Source organism: Pseudomonas lijiangensis (assembly GCF_018968705.1).
In the GTDB taxonomy this organism is placed as follows: domain Bacteria; phylum Pseudomonadota; class Gammaproteobacteria; order Pseudomonadales; family Pseudomonadaceae; genus Aquipseudomonas; species Aquipseudomonas lijiangensis.
Genome location: NZ_CP076668.1, coordinates 1,282,442 through 1,299,635 on the forward strand (window position 1 = coordinate 1,282,442; position 17,194 = coordinate 1,299,635).

12 protein-coding genes are annotated in these 17,194 nt (G+C 57.6%); 5 read left to right on the forward strand and 7 right to left on the reverse strand.

The annotated features are described in order from the left end of the window. The first annotated feature begins 111 nt into the window (after positions 1-111). Positions 112-441, forward strand: a complete 330-nt coding sequence (locus KQP88_RS05625) for a hypothetical protein (RefSeq protein ID WP_122576269.1) — start codon at positions 112-114, stop codon at positions 439-441. After that, a complete protein-coding gene (locus KQP88_RS05630) occupies positions 441-1,955 on the forward strand; it encodes a hypothetical protein (RefSeq protein WP_216705062.1) in 1,515 nt (504 codons plus the stop codon). The genes KQP88_RS05625 and KQP88_RS05630 overlap by 1 nt, the downstream gene beginning before the upstream one ends. Before the next feature lie 485 nt (positions 1,956-2,440). Here KQP88_RS05630 and KQP88_RS05635 read toward each other — a convergent pair whose 3' ends face one another. After that, positions 2,441-4,387, reverse strand: a complete 1,947-nt coding sequence (locus KQP88_RS05635; RefSeq protein ID WP_216705063.1) for a putative bifunctional diguanylate cyclase/phosphodiesterase — start codon at positions 4,385-4,387, stop codon at positions 2,441-2,443. A gap of 352 nt (positions 4,388-4,739) precedes the next feature. Next, positions 4,740-5,117: a winged helix-turn-helix transcriptional regulator gene (locus KQP88_RS05640; RefSeq protein WP_216705064.1), complete on the reverse strand. Its 378-nt coding sequence runs from the start codon at positions 5,115-5,117 to the stop codon at positions 4,740-4,742. A 101-nt stretch (positions 5,118-5,218) separates the two neighbouring features. On the opposite strand from KQP88_RS05640, the gene KQP88_RS05645 reads away from it, so the two are divergent. After that, entirely contained in the window at positions 5,219-6,343 is a 1,125-nt protein-coding gene (locus KQP88_RS05645; protein WP_216705065.1) for an NADH:flavin oxidoreductase, read from the forward strand. Positions 6,344-6,465: 122 nt separating this feature from the next. Here the strand turns inward: KQP88_RS05645 and KQP88_RS05650 are convergent, their stop codons facing one another. From KQP88_RS05650 to KQP88_RS05665, 4 genes are all read right to left on the reverse strand, one after another. After that, positions 6,466-8,712 carry a TonB-dependent siderophore receptor gene (locus KQP88_RS05650; RefSeq protein WP_260413759.1) on the reverse strand — a complete coding sequence of 749 codons (2,247 nt, stop codon included), beginning with the start codon at positions 8,710-8,712 and terminating at the stop codon, positions 6,466-6,468. 285 nt (positions 8,713-8,997) lie between these two features. Further along, on the reverse strand, positions 8,998-9,963 hold the full coding sequence (locus KQP88_RS05655) for a FecR family protein (protein WP_216705066.1): 966 nt from the start codon (positions 9,961-9,963) through the stop codon (positions 8,998-9,000). A gap of 47 nt (positions 9,964-10,010) precedes the next feature. Beyond that, complete coding sequence (locus tag KQP88_RS05660; RefSeq protein WP_216705067.1) at positions 10,011-10,508, reverse strand: RNA polymerase sigma factor; 498 nt, start codon at positions 10,506-10,508, stop codon at positions 10,011-10,013. Positions 10,509-10,708: 200 nt separating this feature from the next. Continuing rightward, positions 10,709-13,600, reverse strand: coding sequence for a membrane-targeted effector domain-containing toxin (locus tag KQP88_RS05665; protein ID WP_216705068.1), 2,892 nt, complete (start codon positions 13,598-13,600; stop codon positions 10,709-10,711). A gap of 177 nt (positions 13,601-13,777) precedes the next feature. On the opposite strand from KQP88_RS05665, the gene KQP88_RS05670 reads away from it, so the two are divergent. Both KQP88_RS05670 and tadA read left to right on the forward strand, forming a co-directional pair. Further along, positions 13,778-15,151 (forward strand): multicopper oxidase family protein, encoded by a 1,374-nt coding sequence (locus KQP88_RS05670; protein ID WP_025258868.1) that lies wholly within the window; start codon positions 13,778-13,780, stop codon positions 15,149-15,151. Then, positions 15,151-15,639 (forward strand): tRNA adenosine(34) deaminase TadA, encoded by a 489-nt coding sequence (gene tadA, locus KQP88_RS05675; RefSeq protein ID WP_216705069.1) that lies wholly within the window; start codon positions 15,151-15,153, stop codon positions 15,637-15,639. The genes KQP88_RS05670 and tadA overlap by 1 nt, the downstream gene beginning before the upstream one ends. A 6-nt stretch (positions 15,640-15,645) precedes the next feature. On the opposite strand, the gene mltF is transcribed toward tadA, so the two are convergent. After that, complete coding sequence (gene mltF / locus KQP88_RS05680) at positions 15,646-17,130, reverse strand: membrane-bound lytic murein transglycosylase MltF (protein WP_074569039.1); 1,485 nt, start codon at positions 17,128-17,130, stop codon at positions 15,646-15,648. Between the last annotated feature and the right edge of the window lie 64 nt (positions 17,131-17,194).

The window sequence follows — 17,194 nt, forward strand, 5'->3', positions numbered from 1 at the left end:
TAACCTGACTTGCTATTCCTCGGATTTGCCCGGATTTTATGAGGCAGCCGTTGCCAGGTGGCACTTTGATGTCTAGATTCCTCTAGCTGGAATTCGAATTGAGGGAGCATTATGTCAAAGGTCGTTCAAGTCATCGGAGGCGTCGTAATCGCGGGACTCTCGATGGCAGCAGGATGGGTCGCCAAGAGCTGGGCTGACAGGCCTGTAAAACAGAAAATGAAGGATGATGTCGAGAAGGCCAATGCCGACTTCATGGCTCTGCTAAAGACCTTCGAGATGACGACCGAAAAAATGGAGTTCATCGTGGCTAGGGCCTCAGATGAAAGCATAACCAACGCTGAAGAGCTTCGCGAATTCCTCAAGGCATACGGCCTGAACGACATACAGGCAAACAGAGTGGTGCAGCTACGCTTTCCCGGCGAACAGCAAAGGGCAGCCTGATGGACGCCGAGATCAAAAAGCGTCTGGCAACATTGGGTGGTGATGACCTGATCAACACCTACGAAAGCGTGAAGTCATCGCAGCAGGTCATGCGACTGCCATCCTCCGAAACTGACAGCCTGAGCATCGGGTATGCCGTTATCATTGGCACTTTTGCTGCCATCGTTGATGTCATCATGGACAGCATGTTCCGCGAGGAAATGGAGAAGAAACACCGCGAGCGAACGCCTGAGGAGCAGGCTGTTCTTGAGGCTGAAGCCAAAAAAGCCATGGAGGAGGCCGGTGTAGAACCTGGGGGAGAGGGCGGCGATCCCGACTCAGCCATGGATTGGTACAGAACCCTCAATGAAGAGATGGAACTGAGACAAGGCCACAAGCTCAGGCCCAAAAACCACCGCATCCTTAATCATATGAATGAAGAGGCCGTCATTCAGATGCTGATGAAGGGCGAGGTTGGATTCGGCAAATTCAAAATCAAGCTCTATCCAGAAATGAGCTATGAAGCGGCCAAGAAAATCTACGACGCCCACATCAGGGCAGACCGGGGCACCAAGCAAAGCCTTCCCCTTGAAATAATGTCATGGCTTTGGGAGCAGGGCGTAAAAGCAGGCAATCCCGAGAAATTCGGTGAGGCCAATCCGCTCTATAAACTGCTCCATGCATATATGCCAAACATTGATTGGGCCAAGCTGCTCAACAAGGTTTTCCACAAGGAAGGGGTGAAAAACCCAATTCCAGAGGGCTCATCGCTTGGCGAAGCTATGCTCAAGCTTTACGAGACCGGCACTCTGAATGAACGCGTTTTCTGGACAAGCGATTTCGGGGCGGCTTTCGGCGGCGCTAAACGACGGATCTTCATCACCGCGCTCCTTGAAGTTGGCGTTGAGATCTATGCCTTCGCCGAAGGCATATCCCTAGGATTCATCAACCTCAAAGACGGGATTGGCTCATTGGTCACAAAGGCCAAAGAGTGGAGAGCACAGCCGAAATACATGGACATGCGCATAGCAGCGCAGTGCGTATTTTGCGCTGGCAGCTCGTTCAAGGCTCTTGTCAAAGGCGACCCATGGAACCTCAACTACTTTGCCTTTGCCGCTGCTATGAGGCATCTCTGGGTTTACCCAAGGGTCCAAAGAGAGCATTACGACAGGCTCATCAACCTTTCTCAAACCTACAGATCCAGAAACTTAGCTGAATTTACTGCACGCACAGGAATCAGAATCAGACCCACGCTGACCGTTATTGAAGGAGGCAAACTCATGCCAAAATCACTTGATGATCGCCTGCACAACGCAGGGTGCCAGTCCACACGCGTTCGAGTTCTGGCGTCGAGATACCCCGATAAGCTTGAGCCCCTCATCAATATCTATGAAGAGCTTGCCCTAAGGGCTGAAGAGGATGAGGACTTCATGCCCAAGTTCGACGCACTCTGCGAAGCTTGGTACCTGGGCAAGGTCGAAGATGACTACGAGGCTATCAAAAAGCTTGAGAAAGACCTCAAGGCTATTCGCTGAACGAAGCTGTAGACCAGCTTCGCTAAATGTCGCCAGGGGGTTGATGGTTGTTAGCACCCTGTAAGCCAAATCTCCTCTGGCCCATTTCTGCAACGTAGGTTGGACTACCCCCACTCCGGTAGACATTTCCCGGCCTCATAACGAGGCGCGTTCAAACGCCTCAGGACTAACACTGAATCGCCCTTGGTCTCCTAGACATTTTCCAAGCGGGACAGGCTCACAAAGGTGATTTTGATCCTCTATGGTATTTCTCATGGTTTTAAAGTTTTTCGTGCCTTGTCGACTTTGGATTTACTGGTCTATGCGGGGTTATTGATAATTGAGTGGGAGTGATGGGACGTCAGGCATTGCCCGGCACTATCTAGCAAAAAACACCCTGAAGCCCGCGTAACAGCGGGCTTTTGGCTTTTTGGGTCTGGAAAACTCAGATAGCAGAGCTTGCTACCGTAACACGAGCGCGAGTCGCGCCTCGTCCGATCAGCGAATTAAACCGCCTGCACCCTGGCCAGTTGCTCGCCTTCAAGCCAGGCGCTGATGTCGCTGGCGCGCATGGGTTTGGAGAACAGGTAGCCCTGGGCCCAGGCGCAGCCGAGGTTTTTCAGGGCGTCGAGCTCTGCGGCGGTTTCCACGCCTTCGACGATGCATTCCAGCTGCATGTCCTGGCACAGGGCAACCAGCGACTTGACGATCTTGAAGCTGGCCGGGTCGAGGTGGATGTTGGTGACGAAGGTGCGGTCCACCTTCAGTTTGGTCAGTGACAGCGCGTGGATCTGGCTCAGGCTGGAATAGCCGGTGCCGAAGTCGTCGAGGGAAATGCCGCAGCCCAGTTCGCGAAACCGGCTGATTGCTCGCTGGGTCTGCGGCAGGTCCTGGATGACCGCGGTTTCGGTGATTTCCAGATCGAGGCAGGCCGGGTCGAAATGGCTGCTTTTGATCAGCTCGACGATCTGCTGGGCGGCGTCCTCCGAACCGCAGTCGTGGGCGGACAGGTTGAATGACAGGCGGATACCCGCAGGCCAGCTCGCGGCCGTGTCCAGCGCCTTGCTCAGCAACGGCACCGTGAGGCGATTGACCATGCCGACGCGCTCGGCAATCGGGATGAACTCACTGGGCGGCACGTTACCCAACTCCGGGCTTTCCCAGCGTGCCAGGGCCTCGAACGCGACGGTTTGCTCACTGTGAATATCCACGATGGGCTGGAACACCACGTGAAACTCAGAATCCAGATCGGCCCTGCGCAGGGCCTGTTCGGTCAGCCCTTCGCGATTGAGCTGCTGGCGATGGGCTGCGCTGAACAGGCAGACCGTGCCGGGGCGGTGGCGCTTGCTCTGATACAGGGCGTAGTCGGAGTATTCATACACTTGCGTGGCGTCGGATGCCTGATCCGGGAAGGTCGCGATGCCCAGTGATGCACTGATCTGAATAGGGATGTCCACCAGCAGAAACGGCTCGCGCATGCTGGCGCAGATTCTGTCGCCAAACTCCCGCAACTGGTCGTCGCTCATGGCCTGAGTGATGATCAGGCCAAACTCGTCGCCTCCCAGCCGGGCCAGGTGTACATCTTCGTCGAGCAGCCCGGTCAGGCGCTGGCCAACCTGGCAAAGCAGCTTGTCACCAATGCTATGGCCATACAGATCGTTGACCGGCTTGAAGCCATCCAGGTCGATCAGCCCCACGGCAAGGCGAATCTCCTGCTCGCGGGCGCGGGACAGCAGCGTATCGAGGCGGGAAAAGAACTGCCGCCGATTGGCCAGTCCGGTCAGGCTGTCCTGATTGGCCAGGTGAAGGTTTTCCTCGCTGAGTTTTGCCGTCTGCGCCTGCATGTTCACCAGCCGGGTGAAGTCGGCGTACTGTGCCTTGAGAATGATCAGCATGGCGATGGACACCAGCAGGACGTCAATCGCAGTGGCAACAAAGGTCATGATATTGGTGGACGCGAAGAACACCACGAACGCTGTGTTGACCACTGCGGTGGTGGCCAGGGCTGCTGGCAGCAGGTGCATCATGCAAAAAATGCAGCCGATGACGGTGATCGCCATATAAAAGGCGACATGCGCCTGGGCATAGCTGTCGCCATAGGGAAACAGCGCCAGCGACCAGGCGGTGAACGCCACGGCGACAAACGGCGCGAGCATATTGGTGCGCTTCAGCGCCGCCAGCATCTGCTCAGGGGTGCGCGTCCGTCCGCGCGTGCGCATCCATTCCGCAGCACGAATCACGCCGAACAACGTCATGATCAACGGGCAATACACCACCAGCCAGCGCGGCGCGACCGCAAAGTGGGTGCCCGCCAGCATCAGGGTGTTGATCAGCAGGATGAAATACATCATGGGCAATTGGCGAGACAGCGCGATGTATTGCGCCTTGACCAGACCAGGATTGTCCTTGGGCACAGACATCAACGCTCGTACGCCGAGCAGTGTTTTCTTCATCAGACGACGCTCTGAAAATACAACCAGATAAATAACCGAACGGATTATCCTTTCCAGACCGGATCGAGCAGGGTTAGAAACTGCTCTCATGGGATCGTGTCGGCCAATCCTCTGGTTTCTACAATCTTTACGACTAATGGCACTTTGATTTCGTTCCGCCGACCGGTCGTAATAGTTGTAAGCGAGTCAAGCGCCGTCGAACGGCACCGATAATTAACGGCCAATGGGCTGTCATCTGCGACGATTGGCGCTTTTCCGGAGGTGAGACGGTTTTAATTTTTGTCTTAAGACTGTGCTGGTGGGGGGGTTAGTTTGGAGGTCAGGAACTTCAATCTCAACAATACATGGCCCCCTAAACCCCCCTCCCAGCCGCACTATCAAACTGCAACCTCGCCTCTTCAACCTCTGGCAATTTCAGCAGTGTCCATTTGTGCAGCTCACGAAATGGCTGTTGCAGGCTTTGGCCCAGCGGAGTGATTTCGTATTGCACTGCCACAGGCGACAGCGAGATGACCTGTCGGGAAACCAGTCCATTGCGTTCCAGTCGTCTCAGGCATTGTGTCAGTGCCTTTTGGGTCACGCCTTCCAGTCGGCGTTTGATGGCATTGAAGCGGCGTGGCTCTTCATCCAGAACAGCCAGAACCATCATGGACCACTTGTCTGCGATCTGATCAAAGAGTGCGCGGCTGGGGCAGTCCGACGAAAAACATTGTGGCTGTATTTCGAGCATCAGGTTTCCTCAGGTATACCTAGGCGATTCAAGGTGCCTAATTGACATTAAGTTTACAAAGTATACTTATATGCCTTCCGAAATCAATGGATTCAACTTCGATGTCAAACCTTGATACCAGCGTTTTATTCCGTCCTTTTTCCATCGGCTCTCTGGAATTGAAAAACAGGATTGTCATGGCTCCGATGACGCGCCTCTTCGCTCCGGAGGGCATACCGGGTGAGGCGAGTGCTGCCTATTATCGCCGCCGAGTGGAGGGTGGCGTTGGGTTGGTTCTGTCGGAAGGCACGGTCATTGATCGCCCGGCGTCGCGTAATGAGGCCAGCATTCCTTTTTTCCACGGTGACGCGGCGCTGGCCGGGTGGAAGAGCGTGATCGATTCAGTTAAAAACTCGGGTGGACGCATGGGGCCGCAACTCTGGCACACCGGTGCAGTACGTAGCGACAGAGGCTGGGAACCCGATGCGCCCGTTGAAAGCCCGTCTGGCCTCAATACGCCAAGTGACCCGCGCGGTGTGGCGATGAGCGAAGAGGATATTGCCGATACGGTGGCTGCATATGCCAAGGCCGCTGCAAATGCCAAACACCTGGGCTTCGACACCGTCGAGATTCATGGGGCTCATGGTTACCTGATCGATCAGTTCTTCTGGGCGGGCACCAATCAGCGCACCGACCGTTATGGCGGCCCGACCATCAAAGAGCGTTCACGCTTTGCCAGCGAGATCGTTGCTGCCGTTCGTGATGCGGTCGGCCCCGAATTCCCGATCATCATGCGTGTCAGCCAGTGGAAGCAGCAGGATTTTGGCGTGCGTGTCGCCGAGACTCCAGCGTTGATGGAAGACTGGCTGCTTCCGCTGGTCGAGGCCGGTGTCGACGTTCTGCACTGTTCGCAACGCCGCTTCTGGGAGCCTGAGTTCCCCGAGATTGATGGCGAAAACGGATTGAATTGCGCGGGCTGGGCCAAGAAGGTGACCGGGGCCGCGAGCATCAGTGTGGGTTCGGTTGGTCTGGACAACGATGTAACCAATGCCTTTGCCGGCAAGGGTTCGGCCCCTGCGCTTGCGAGTCTGGACCGGCTTGTCGAGCGCATGGAGCGCGACGAATTTGACCTGATAGCTGTAGGTCGCGTGCTGCTGAGTGACCCGGATTGGGCATCGAAGGTTGAAACTGGAGAACTTGAAAAGCTGGGCGGATTTAACCCCGCCTCTTTAGCCGAGTTGGTTTAAGCGTCTCGTGATGCAGCTCCCGTGTTACGGGAGTTGCTGCGGGCCGAACCACTACCGAGCGACTATAAGAGAAAGCCCCTGAACCCAGGGGCTTTCTCGCATCCACCCAACCCCCCTCTAAATCAATACTTCCAAGTCACCGAAGCCGTCAGGTTCCGTGGCGCACCATAGTTGGTGGACCCTGCCGATTGGTACAGCGACAGCAAGTATTTGCGGTCGGTGACGTTGTTCATGTTGAGCGATGTGCTCCAGTGTTCGTCGATGTCGTAGCTGGCCATCAGGTCCACCAGGGCGTAGGCCTCCTGGCTGACATTGCTGTTGGTGTCCAGCTCGGTTGCGCTTTGCCACTGAAAGCGGGTGCCGACTTTGGCCTTGGGCAGGCTGGGCAGGCGATAGGTCAGGTTGCCGCGCAAGGTATGAGTGGGGATGTACTTGCGAGCCTCTTCGCCATCGTCGTCTTCGATCTGTACAAAGGTATAGCCGCCCGCCAGTTCAAGGCCTGTCAACACTTCGCCGGAAGCGCCCAGTTCGATGCCGCGGCTTTTGACGTTGGTTCCGCGATACACGTATTGACCCCCCACGATTTCCCCGGTGAGTTCGGCGACGTTTTGCTGGTCTGTCTTGAATACCGCAGCGGTCACGGTCAGTCGTTCATCAAGCAGACGACCTTTCACACCGGCTTCCATGCTTTTGCCTTCCAGTGGCAGGATGACTCCGCCACTGGTGCTGCGTACATATTGGGGTTTGAAGATTTCTGTCCAGCTGGTGTAAAGGCTCCATTGCGGGGTGAGGTCATAAACCAGGCCGGTGTAGGGTGTGACCTTGCCGTGTACCCGGGTGTTGTGCGGCGAGCCATAGCCAGCACCTTCGCCGTCGGCGCTGAGCATGCGTGCCCCGGCGATCCAGTGCAGGTCGTCTGCAAGGCTGAAACGCGCCCCGGCGAACAGGCTTTTCTGGCGATCGGTGAACCGTTGGGTATTGAGGTCGTCGGTGTAGTTCAGTGCCGGTTGCACCACGTTGCCGGCCAGTGCATCGGAGAGGCTGACAAGCTGGTTGCCCGATGCGTCTCTGTAGTGCCCGCGCTCGTCATGATGGGTACGCCCGTAGTTGGCACCCACGGTCAATTCATGCTCCCGTCCCAGGAGTTTGAACGGGCCTGACAGCCGCGCTTCACCCGTCACCTGATGTTCCGTGCTGGTGGTGCGGTTGATATAGGCGTAGGCATCGGTGGCGGTTGCCGGGATGGCGTACAGCATTTTGGTATCGGAGTCCTGGCTCATCCCGGCCAGAGTCAGGGTGCTTTCCCAGCCGTTGTCGAAGGCGTGGGTCAGTTCGACGAAGGCACGTTGGGTATGGACGTCCCAGTAGGTCCAGGGTTGACCGACGCTGGAGCTGCGGCTGCTGTAGTGAATACGGTTGCCCGCGTAATCGGCGATCGGCAAGGCTCCCCAGGTGCTGCCATTGGAGTAGCTGTTCTGTTGGGTAAAGCCTACGGTCAGGGTGTCGGCGTCGGACAGGTCAAAGGCCAGCAAGCCCGCTGCCACGTTGACTTCGTGGCTGTACTGGTCGAGGTAGGAGTTGCCTTTGTCGTGGGAGGTGATGAAGCGTCCGCGAACCTTGCCGCTGTCGGTCAAAGGGCCGGACAGATCCACACCCAGCCGACGGTTATCCCATGAGCCGATGCTGCTGTCGACTCTGGCCTGGAAGGTGTCGGTAGGTCGTTTGCGCACGAGGTTGACCGTGGCCGACGGATCGCCCGTGCCGCTCATGAGGCCGTTGGCGCCATGCAGCACGTCAACCTGCTCGAACTCGGTCATGTCCTGATCGCCCACCAGCACGCCGCCCGAAAAGGGCAGGCTCATGCCATCGTATTCAAAGTTTTCGATCTTGAAGCCACGGGAGGTAAAGGCCGTGCGATCGGTTTCAAACTGTTCGACGGTGACTGACGGCGCATTGCGCAGTGCCTCTTTCACGCTGTTGAGTTTGAAGACGTCCATTTGCTCGCGGGTGACCACGGTGATCGCCTGTGGCGTGTCCTTGTCACTCAGGCCCAGGCGCGTGGTGCTGGAAACCGGCCTGCCTTGGTAGCCCTGGCTCAGGCCACCGTCTTGCATGGCTTGATACTGAATCCGGGTCGGGCCAAGAATGACTTCGTTGCCAGCGCTGTTTCGGTCTGTCGGGACAAGGTAAACGGTGACCGCGTCAGTGCGAGAGAAACTGTAGCCACTGCCTTGCAGTAATTTCACCAAGGCTTCTTCGGCTGAGTAGCTGCCGATGACTGCAACGCTGCGCAGGCTGGCATCCAGGTCGCCATCGAGTAGCACGTTTTGCCCGGACTGTCGGCTGAAGCTCAGCAGGGCCTGACGCAATTGTTGTGCAGGAATATTGAGCGACAGTTTTTCTACCGTGCTTGCAGCGGCCTGACCTGAAGCTCCATGAGCCTGAACGGTTCCGACGAGTAAGGTGCAGGCGAGCGCTGCACTCAGGCATTACGCTGCCAGCGGGTATCGTTTTTCAGGCTCGGGGTGGATTTTTTGGCCATTCAGGTCGCTTCCTGTGAAGTGTGCGCGGATATGCGAGTAGCAATCAGTCCCGTTAAGACGGATGAGCAATTGCGATTCCTGACGGTGTCTTGAATTATTTATGCACAAGTTTCAGGCGGGGTAGATCAGCGTGACCAGATCGGTATAGCGAGCCGTGCGCACGGACAGGGCTTTGGACAGGACATCCAGCATCTGCTCGGGCCTGTCGAGGTTGAGGATCAGGCTGACTCGCCGTGCTGCGAGTTGCTTGTCCATGATGAAGATTTTCCCTTCTCGCCAGCGCTGCAGTTCATCGACAACCGTCAGCAGCGGCGTGTCGAAAAAGGCCAGGCGGCCATTGCGCCAGGCGAGAATCTGCTCCAGCTCCGCGTGCTGAATGGCACCGGTCTGGTTGGCGCTGAAGCGCAGGGACAGGCCTTCTTCGAGGTCCGTCTGCTGAGTGGTAGTGACGACCCGCACGGTCTTGCGACTGACAGCCACACGTGCGGTTGTCTGATCGCATGTCAGGCAGAACTCGCTGTCATTGGCGATCACCATGCCTTCTTCAGTACTTACCCGGAACTCGCCGGCAGCGGCGGGCACCACGTTGAAAAACGCTTCGCCTTGAAGCAGCGTCACTGACCGTCGCGTCGCGGAGAAGTCCAGGTTCAAGGCGGTGTTGCCGGCAAGGTCGACCGTCGACCCATCCGGCAGGCTCACCTTGCGCCGTTCGCCCACGGCAGTGCGCACGTCGGCAAACGGTGATCCTGAACCCTTGAGCCAGAAAGACGTTGCGCCCGCCGTGACCGCCACGGCGCTGGCGGCGATCCCGAGCCCGACAAAGCGGCGCCGCGATAATTGAGGGCGAGCAGCGGGGCGCGCAGGTTGCAGCAGGAATGCCGAGGCGTCCCACAGACTTTCCAGTTCGGCATAGGCCTGTGCATGCCGAGGGTCAGCCGCGATCCACCTGGCCAGTTCCTCGCGCTCAGCCTCGGTCGGCGATCCTCCCTGGACCAAGGCAAACCAGGCGCTGGCCTGATGACTGATGTCATCATCCTGATGTGCAGGCGAGTTGTGGATGGGCGGTTCGGGATTCATGGGGTAAGCGATTCGACTGGAATGAGTACTGGCGGGCGATTGTACATTCACCGGGACATGCCGAGCTTCAATAAATCCAGAGCCCTGACCATGCGGCTGTAGGCTGTCTTCGGGGAGATGCCGAGGCGTTCGCCAATCTCGGCATAGGTCATGCCTTCGACCCGCACCATCAGGAACACCTCGCGGCAAGGCTCGGGCATGTTCTGGATCACCTCGTTCAAGGTGGCCAGTTGCTGGCTGGCAATGGCCGCCTGTTCGAGCGTCGGGGTTCTTTGCCCCAGGCTGATCATCTCCTGCTGTTCCAGCGGCTCGCCTTTGCGGTGTTCCTGGCGACGGGTGTGATCGATGAACAGGTTGCGGGCGCTGGAGAACAGATAGGCGCGGAAGTTTTCTATGCGCGTGCGGCCCATCTGTTCGGAGAGGCGAATGAAGGTGTCTTGGGTCAGGTCCGCAGCGGTCTCTTTGCAGCGCAAGCGACGATCCAGGTATTCCTGGATTTCTGCGCGATGGGCGAGATAGAGCGCCTTGAGATCGGAACCGGACATGAAGCTACCCTGGATGGCATGCAAGCGAGCGCGGGAAAATATCACAAACGAGAATCGTTTGTATTGGTGGTGAGTGTCAAAGTGAGTTTTCAACCGCTAGCGAGTGGGGATGGCCCAGAGCTGAGCTACGGCTATCCCCAAAATTGCGGATACAACCCCACAGGTTCTATCCGCAGCGTGTGCATGCACCTCAGCACCTGTTAAGTGACATTTTTCATCCCTATCACCGCCAGCGTATCGGCCAGTTGCTCCAGATTGTCAAAACGGCGGTTATTGAGGATTTGCCATCTGGGGCGCTCTATAAAGAACTTGCCTTGCCTGGTTTTGATAGTCGTTCGTACGATAGAGCCGTCTGTGGAACGGTGGATCAATATCGGACTGCTGGTATTTCTATCAATGACGAACATGCCCGGAGTGATCAGGCGGCTTTCTATCGTGGGTTGCAGATACGCTCTATCAATAATGGGCATCTGCATTCTGAAGTCGCTTTTGACGAGAGTGGGGCGCCTGCCAATCTCGCCATTCATCACTCGGCCGGGGTCAATCGAAAAGTTTTGAGGCTGATCCAGACTGACATCCTCGGCTCTTATGCCGATGGCACCTTCCAGTTCGCTGATGCCGTGAACACCTTCATAGGTATTGGCGTGGGCATTGCCGACCAGCGCCAGCCATTTGCCCTTGGAGCCCAGGCTCGGTGCGTCGGCCTGGATGATGGTGTGGGCGAGATAGTTCATCACTTTGATACGTAGCAGCCCGGAGGGGTCAGGCATGCCGACCACTCGATAACTGGCCATGCAATCGATGGGTTGAATGCGGATGTGATGGTCATTGGCGGCTTTCACCAGTTCCAGAAAGGTGTACTGGCCCGTGGGGTCGGTACGGTGCCCGGCGTCGAGGCGCTCCAGGTAGGTTTTCAGATCACGGGGCATACGGCCTGATCTGGCAAAGGTTTTCAGGTCCTGCACATGGAAATCGGTAAGCAGATGCTCCATATACAGCGTTCTGACATTGAGTTTTCTCAACAGGCGCATGTTGTCGATCAGGAGTTTCTTGCTGCCTGATTCGAAGTGGCTCTCCCCGACAACCAGGCCGCGAGCATGGGCAAAGACCTTCTGCAGCATGGATTTGCAGGTGTCGGTGGCTTCAAGGGACGGCATCACAGGCCGGGGCGGCAATTCAAGCTGCTTGAAGAAGTCGAATGCATCGGTACGTAATCGCTCTCTGAGCACCCTGAAATCAACATAGGGATCTATCGAGGAATTGGTCCAGACCCAGTCTCCCTTCAGTACCTTGCGATCGTCACCATTAGCCGCCTGAAGGAGACCTGGCTTCGTGCTTTCCGGGACGTCATAGGCGCTGGTTCTGAGCGGATGATCGACTCGCCAAGGGCTCGGGCGTGATGCTGCTGGTCCGCCCCCTCTGAGGCCATTGGCCCTGAACGTTTCCCACTGGCCGGCCGCATTGATGCGTATCGGGGCATTGCGGTAGAACGAGAAAGGATTGGCCGGGTCGACGATGACCCAACCGTTCATCTCATTGATGAAGCGAACCCGGTAAGCCTCGCCCTTGATCGAAACGTAGGTACTGCCATCAGCCAGTTGATAGATGCCCTGCATGCGGCCACTTTGCGCTATTGGGGGGCCTTTGAGCGAAATGGTGCTCTTGAAGTCGTCAGGCAGCTCCGATGTCTCTGGTGCTTCTGCGGTGTCGGCGATTGCAGGAATCAGGTTTGACTCATCAATGTCTGTAACAGGCAGCGTTGTTTCCTGATCGATAACCGGGTGCTCTGTCTCCGCAAAACCGCCGATGAGGAACAGGCTGTTGAACAGCACATCCACACCGCTGGTGATTGCCCCGATGACGCCTGCCTTGCGTTCGGCGGTGGTATGGCCGTTGACCGCCTGATCGATATTCAGTCCCATGTCTGCCAGTCCGGCACCCACCACGGCCAGTGCAATGGGCCAGTCAATGGCCGCCAGAGGGCCTATGACATGGGAGAACGCATTGAGATAGCCGATCCACATCTGCTTTCGCAGGTCAGAATTGGAGCGCATGGACAGGTTGGCATCGGCATTCATGCGTTTGCGTGCGCTGTCCCGAAGCCAGGTGAAGGCATCCATGCCCAGGTCGCGATCATTCTGATTGATCAATGACTCACTGGCGGAGGGCAGCAGGTCCATCAGATGATTGAGGCCGACGTCATTGCCGATTTCAGTGCGCATGGAAAGCGCGAAGTGCGAGAGAAATCGCGCCCGGTCACCGGCTTTCGCCGTTTCGCTGACGACCCAGGCTTTCAGTTGCGCCTGTGTGTCGAAAACGTGGATAGGGGTGATTTCCCCGGGTATGTAGATAATCTGCCCGCCACGGGGCGTCACGATGCGCAGAATATCGCTGGCTTCATGACCACCGATATCAAAGGCCGTGACGCGCACTCCCGCAGGTACAGTGGTGGTAGCCGTCAGCATCGACAGCCGGATCGGTGTGTGGATATTGTTCGCCACCGCCTGAATGATCGACTGGGCCTCCCTGGCGGATAAATGACCGTTGTATTGATCTTCCAGGACCTTGGACAGGAAGTTGGCTTTGCTCAGGGTACGGAAGTCCTCGGCGCAGTGCTCCCAGAAGCTGGCCAGTTTTGCTTTGTATTGCGTGCTGAAATCGATGGCCCACAAATCGTTCATGACATCTGAAACGAGCATTTTCACTTCAGTGTGCTCATCGTAGGCACCGGCCTGCGGCCCGGCTGTATAAAAGCCGCCCATGGTTTGCAGTTCGTCTGCATAGTCCTGATCCTGGGCGTTGAATCGATGCAGGATCAGTTGCGGCAGGGTCATTGATTCGATGGGCGAGCCATGATGCTGCCAGCCACTGAAGGTGACATGACTGCTTACCGCTGTGGTGAAACGGTGCCAGTAGACGGTGTCTGGCGAGATCGTCAGGCCCGTGTGTTTTCTGAGGATATCCGCCGCTGTTTCCAGGGCTTGCTGGCGCATGTCGGGGCAGCTGTCGGCCAGGCGCCGGGCGATGCTTTTCAGCGTCATCTGGTCCTGGGAAAAGGGTGGTGCGTTTGAGGTGTTAGTGTTCTGGTTCACAGGGTGTGTCTCGTGTGTGGAATCCCCCAAGCGTGTCGTTAATCCTCAGAGCGCAAGCACTAAATAGTTAGTGCGATCTTGCCGCCCTTATCTTTCCCCAAATGCAGGTGTATCGTATTCGCCCCTCGCATCTGCTCTCAGGTGCATCCCGCAGTCGTTCTTGAGGTGTTTGCCCTTATGTCCTTTACCCGTCGACAAATTCTCGGAGGTCTGGCCGGTCTTGCCGTAGTGGGTCTGGGCGCGGGTGGTGCATCGCGTTACTGGCTGGGACGCAGCGGGCCGGGCGAAGGGCATGACTTCGAGCTGATTGCTGCGCCGCTGGATGTCGAGCTGGTGCCAGGTTACAAGACGCCAGCCTGGGCGTTCGGTGGCTCTGCGCCGGGCACCGAGTTGCGGGTGCGGCAGGGCGAGTGGCTGCGGTTGCGCTTCATCAATCAGTTGCCGGTGGAAACCACCATTCACTGGCATGGCATCCGTTTGCCGCTGGAAATGGACGGCGTGCCTTACGTTTCGCAACTGCCGGTCAAGCCGGGCGAGTATTTCGACTACAAGTTCCGGGTCACCGACGCGGGCAGTTTCTGGTATCACCCCCACGTGAGCAGCAGTGAAGAGCTGGGACGCGGGCTGGTGGGGCCGCTGATTGTCGAAGAACGTGAGCCGACGGGGTTTCTGCACGAGCGTACGGTCAGCCTGAAAAGCTGGCATGTGGACGAGCAGGGCGCATTCACTGACTTCAGCGTGACCCGCGAGGCGGCCCGTGAAGGGACGGCCGGGCGGTTGCAGACCATCAATGGCGTTCCCTTGGGCGTGATCGATTTGCCTGCCGGGCAGATCACGCGGGTACGTTTGCTCAATCTGGACAACACCTGGACGTACCGCCTCAACCTGCCCGATGCCGAGGCGATGATCTATGCCCTGGATGGCAACCCGATAGAGCCGCGCCCGATGGGCGAGGATTACTGGCTCGGGCCGGGGATGCGGATCTGTCTGGCGATCAAGGCGCCGCCTGCCGGTGAGGAAATCTCGCTGCGCAATGGGCCGGTGCGTCTGGGTACTTTCCGCTCGGTGGCCAATAACGACGCGCCGGGCCAATGGCCAGCCGCCTTGCCGCCCAATCCGATTCCCGAGCCGGATCTGGAGAATGCCGAAAAGATCAATTTCAACTTCGAGTGGGTCGGCTCCATGTCGGTCAACACCGACAATGGCAAGCCGCCAAGCCTCTGGCAGATCAATGGCGAGGCCTGGGATATCACCGACAAGACCTGCGCAGATCGGCCCATCGCCAAATTGCAGTTGGGCAAGAGTTACATCTTCGAGCTGAAGAACATGACTCAGTACCAGCACCCGATCCATTTGCATGGCATGAGTTTCAAGGTGATCGGCTCCAATCGGCGCAAAATTATCCCTTATTTCACCGATACCTTTCTGCTGGGCCGAAATGAGCGGGCGCGTGTGGCGCTGGTCGCGGATAATCCCGGCGTGTGGATGTTCCACTGCCATGTGATCGATCACATGGAAACCGGGCTCATGGCAGCAATAGAGGTTTCTTGATGCGTCAGCCGCAAATCATCGATCGCAGTCGCGATCAGGACTTCATGCGCGAAGCGCTGGCACTGGCCGCACAGGGCGCGCTACTGGGCGAAGTGCCGGTGGGCGCTGTGCTGGTGCAGGATGGCCAGATCATCGGGCGCGGTTACAACTGCCCGATCAGTGGCAGCGATCCCAGTGCCCATGCCGAAATGGTCGCCATTCGCGATGCGGCCAGGGCGGTGAGCAACTATCGTCTGCCGGGCAGTACGCTGTACGTGACGCTGGAGCCTTGCAGCATGTGCGCGGGCCTGATCGTGCATTCTCGTGTGGCGCGCGTGGTTTACGGCGCGCTGGAGCCCAAGGCCGGGATTGTGCAGAGCCAGGGACAGTTTTTCACTCAGGGGTTTCTCAACCATCGCGTGCTGTTCGAGGGGGGAGTGCTGGGGGAGGAGTGCGGGACGATGTTGAGCGAGTTTTTCAGGATGCGTCGGGCTGCCAGCAAGGCTTGAGCCTGTTCAGAGTGCCGGGTTTTCCTGGGGGGCATCCGGTTGTGGCGTTGAGGCGGGTTTGGTCTTGTCTACGGCAGGGACGTGCAGATTGCCTTCAGCCACCTGATTGCCTTCCAACTGTGGTTGCGTCACCCACGTCAGAATGTCGTAATAACGACGAATGTTGGCGACGAAATGCACCGGCTCACCGCCTCGGGCATAGCCATAGCGGGTCTTGCTGTACCACTTCTTCTGGGAGAGGCGGGGCAGCATCTTTTTGACGTCCAGCCACTTGTTGGGGTCCAGCCCCTCGTTTTCGGCCAGTTTGCGGGCATCTTCCAGATGGCCGCTGCCAACGTTGTAGGATGCCAGCGCCAGCCAGGTCCGATCCGGCTCTTGTATCTTCTCGTCCAGTTGATCCTTTACGTAAGCAAAGTACTTGGCTCCGCCCTGAATGCTTTGCTTGGCATCGAGCCGGTTGGTAACGCCCATGGCTTGCGCGGTGTTCTGGGTCAGCATCATCAGGCCACGAACCCCGGTCTTGGAGGTGACGGTGGGCTGCCACAGGGATTCCTGATAACCAATGGCGGCCAGCAGCCTCCAGTCGACCTGTTCCTTCTTGGCCGAGGCCTGGAAGTGTTTTTCGTATTTGGGCAGGCGTTCCTGCAGGTGCTGGGCAAAGGTGTAGGCACCCACATAGCCCAATACATCGACGTGGCCGTAGTAGCGGTCCTTGAGTCGTTGCAGGGTGCCGTTCTTTTCAACCTTGTCCAGGTAGGCGTTGATTTCGTTCAGCAGGCTGTTGTCTTCACCCGGCGCCACGGCCCAGCGCTGTTCCCGGGCTTCGCCCAGATCAAAGGCTACGCGCACGTTGGGGAAGTAGACCTGGTTCATGGCCAGTTCGTTGGAGTCCACCAGCGTCAGGTCGATCTGGCCTTCATCGACCATGCGAAGCAGGTCGACCACTTCCACAGCATCCGATTCTTCATATTCAAGGCCGGGGTTCTGGGCCTTGAGGGCTGCCAGTTGTTCGGCATGGCTGCTGCCCTTGAGCACCATGATGCGCTTGCCCGTCAGATCGCCGGCGTCGGTCGGTCGTGACTGGCCGTTGCGGTAGACCACCTGGGGTGTGACTTCAAGGTACGGATGAGAGAAGCGCGCCTGCTGCTTGCGCTCCTGGGTGTCGATCAGGCCGGCAGCCGCCAGAACCGGGCCGCCTGGCTTGTTGATCTGCTCGAACAGATCGTCGAGGTTATCGGCCGTTTCGATCTTGAGTTCTACCCCCAGATCCTCGGCAAAACGCTTGACCAGCTCGTACTCGAAGCCGGTTTCACCGTTACGATCCTGGAAATAAGTGGCGGGGCTGTTACGGGTTACAACGCGCAGGACGCCATCCTCCTTGACTCGCTCCAGTGTGCTGGGTTTATCCACACAGGCGCTGAGCATCAGGAAGAGTCCGGTTGCGACGAGCCATTTGGCGCAACGAGGGCGGAAATCTGCTAGGGAGAACATCGGTGCAGTATACGCAAAGCACCGGTGCCGCCATATCTCGACAGCAAGGCTCGCGTCTGATAGG

Excerpts from the sequence above, each read along its gene's own strand:
- KQP88_RS05625 (WP_122576269.1), top strand. The coding sequence starts at position 112 with ATGTCAAAGGTCGTTCAAGTCATCGGAGGCGTCGTAATCGCGGGACTC.
- KQP88_RS05630 (WP_216705062.1), top strand. The coding sequence starts at position 441 with ATGGACGCCGAGATCAAAAAGCGTCTGGCAACATTGGGTGGTGATGAC.
- KQP88_RS05635 (WP_216705063.1), bottom strand. The coding sequence starts at position 4,387 with ATGAAGAAAACACTGCTCGGCGTACGAGCGTTGATGTCTGTGCCCAAG.
- KQP88_RS05640 (WP_216705064.1), bottom strand. The coding sequence starts at position 5,117 with ATGCTCGAAATACAGCCACAATGTTTTTCGTCGGACTGCCCCAGCCGC.
- KQP88_RS05645 (WP_216705065.1), top strand. The coding sequence starts at position 5,219 with ATGTCAAACCTTGATACCAGCGTTTTATTCCGTCCTTTTTCCATCGGC.
- KQP88_RS05655 (WP_216705066.1), bottom strand. The coding sequence starts at position 9,963 with ATGAATCCCGAACCGCCCATCCACAACTCGCCTGCACATCAGGATGAT.
- KQP88_RS05660 (WP_216705067.1), bottom strand. The coding sequence starts at position 10,508 with ATGTCCGGTTCCGATCTCAAGGCGCTCTATCTCGCCCATCGCGCAGAA.
- KQP88_RS05670 (WP_025258868.1), top strand. The coding sequence starts at position 13,778 with ATGTCCTTTACCCGTCGACAAATTCTCGGAGGTCTGGCCGGTCTTGCC.
- tadA (WP_216705069.1), top strand. The coding sequence starts at position 15,151 with ATGCGTCAGCCGCAAATCATCGATCGCAGTCGCGATCAGGACTTCATG.
- mltF (WP_074569039.1), bottom strand. The coding sequence starts at position 17,130 with ATGTTCTCCCTAGCAGATTTCCGCCCTCGTTGCGCCAAATGGCTCGTC.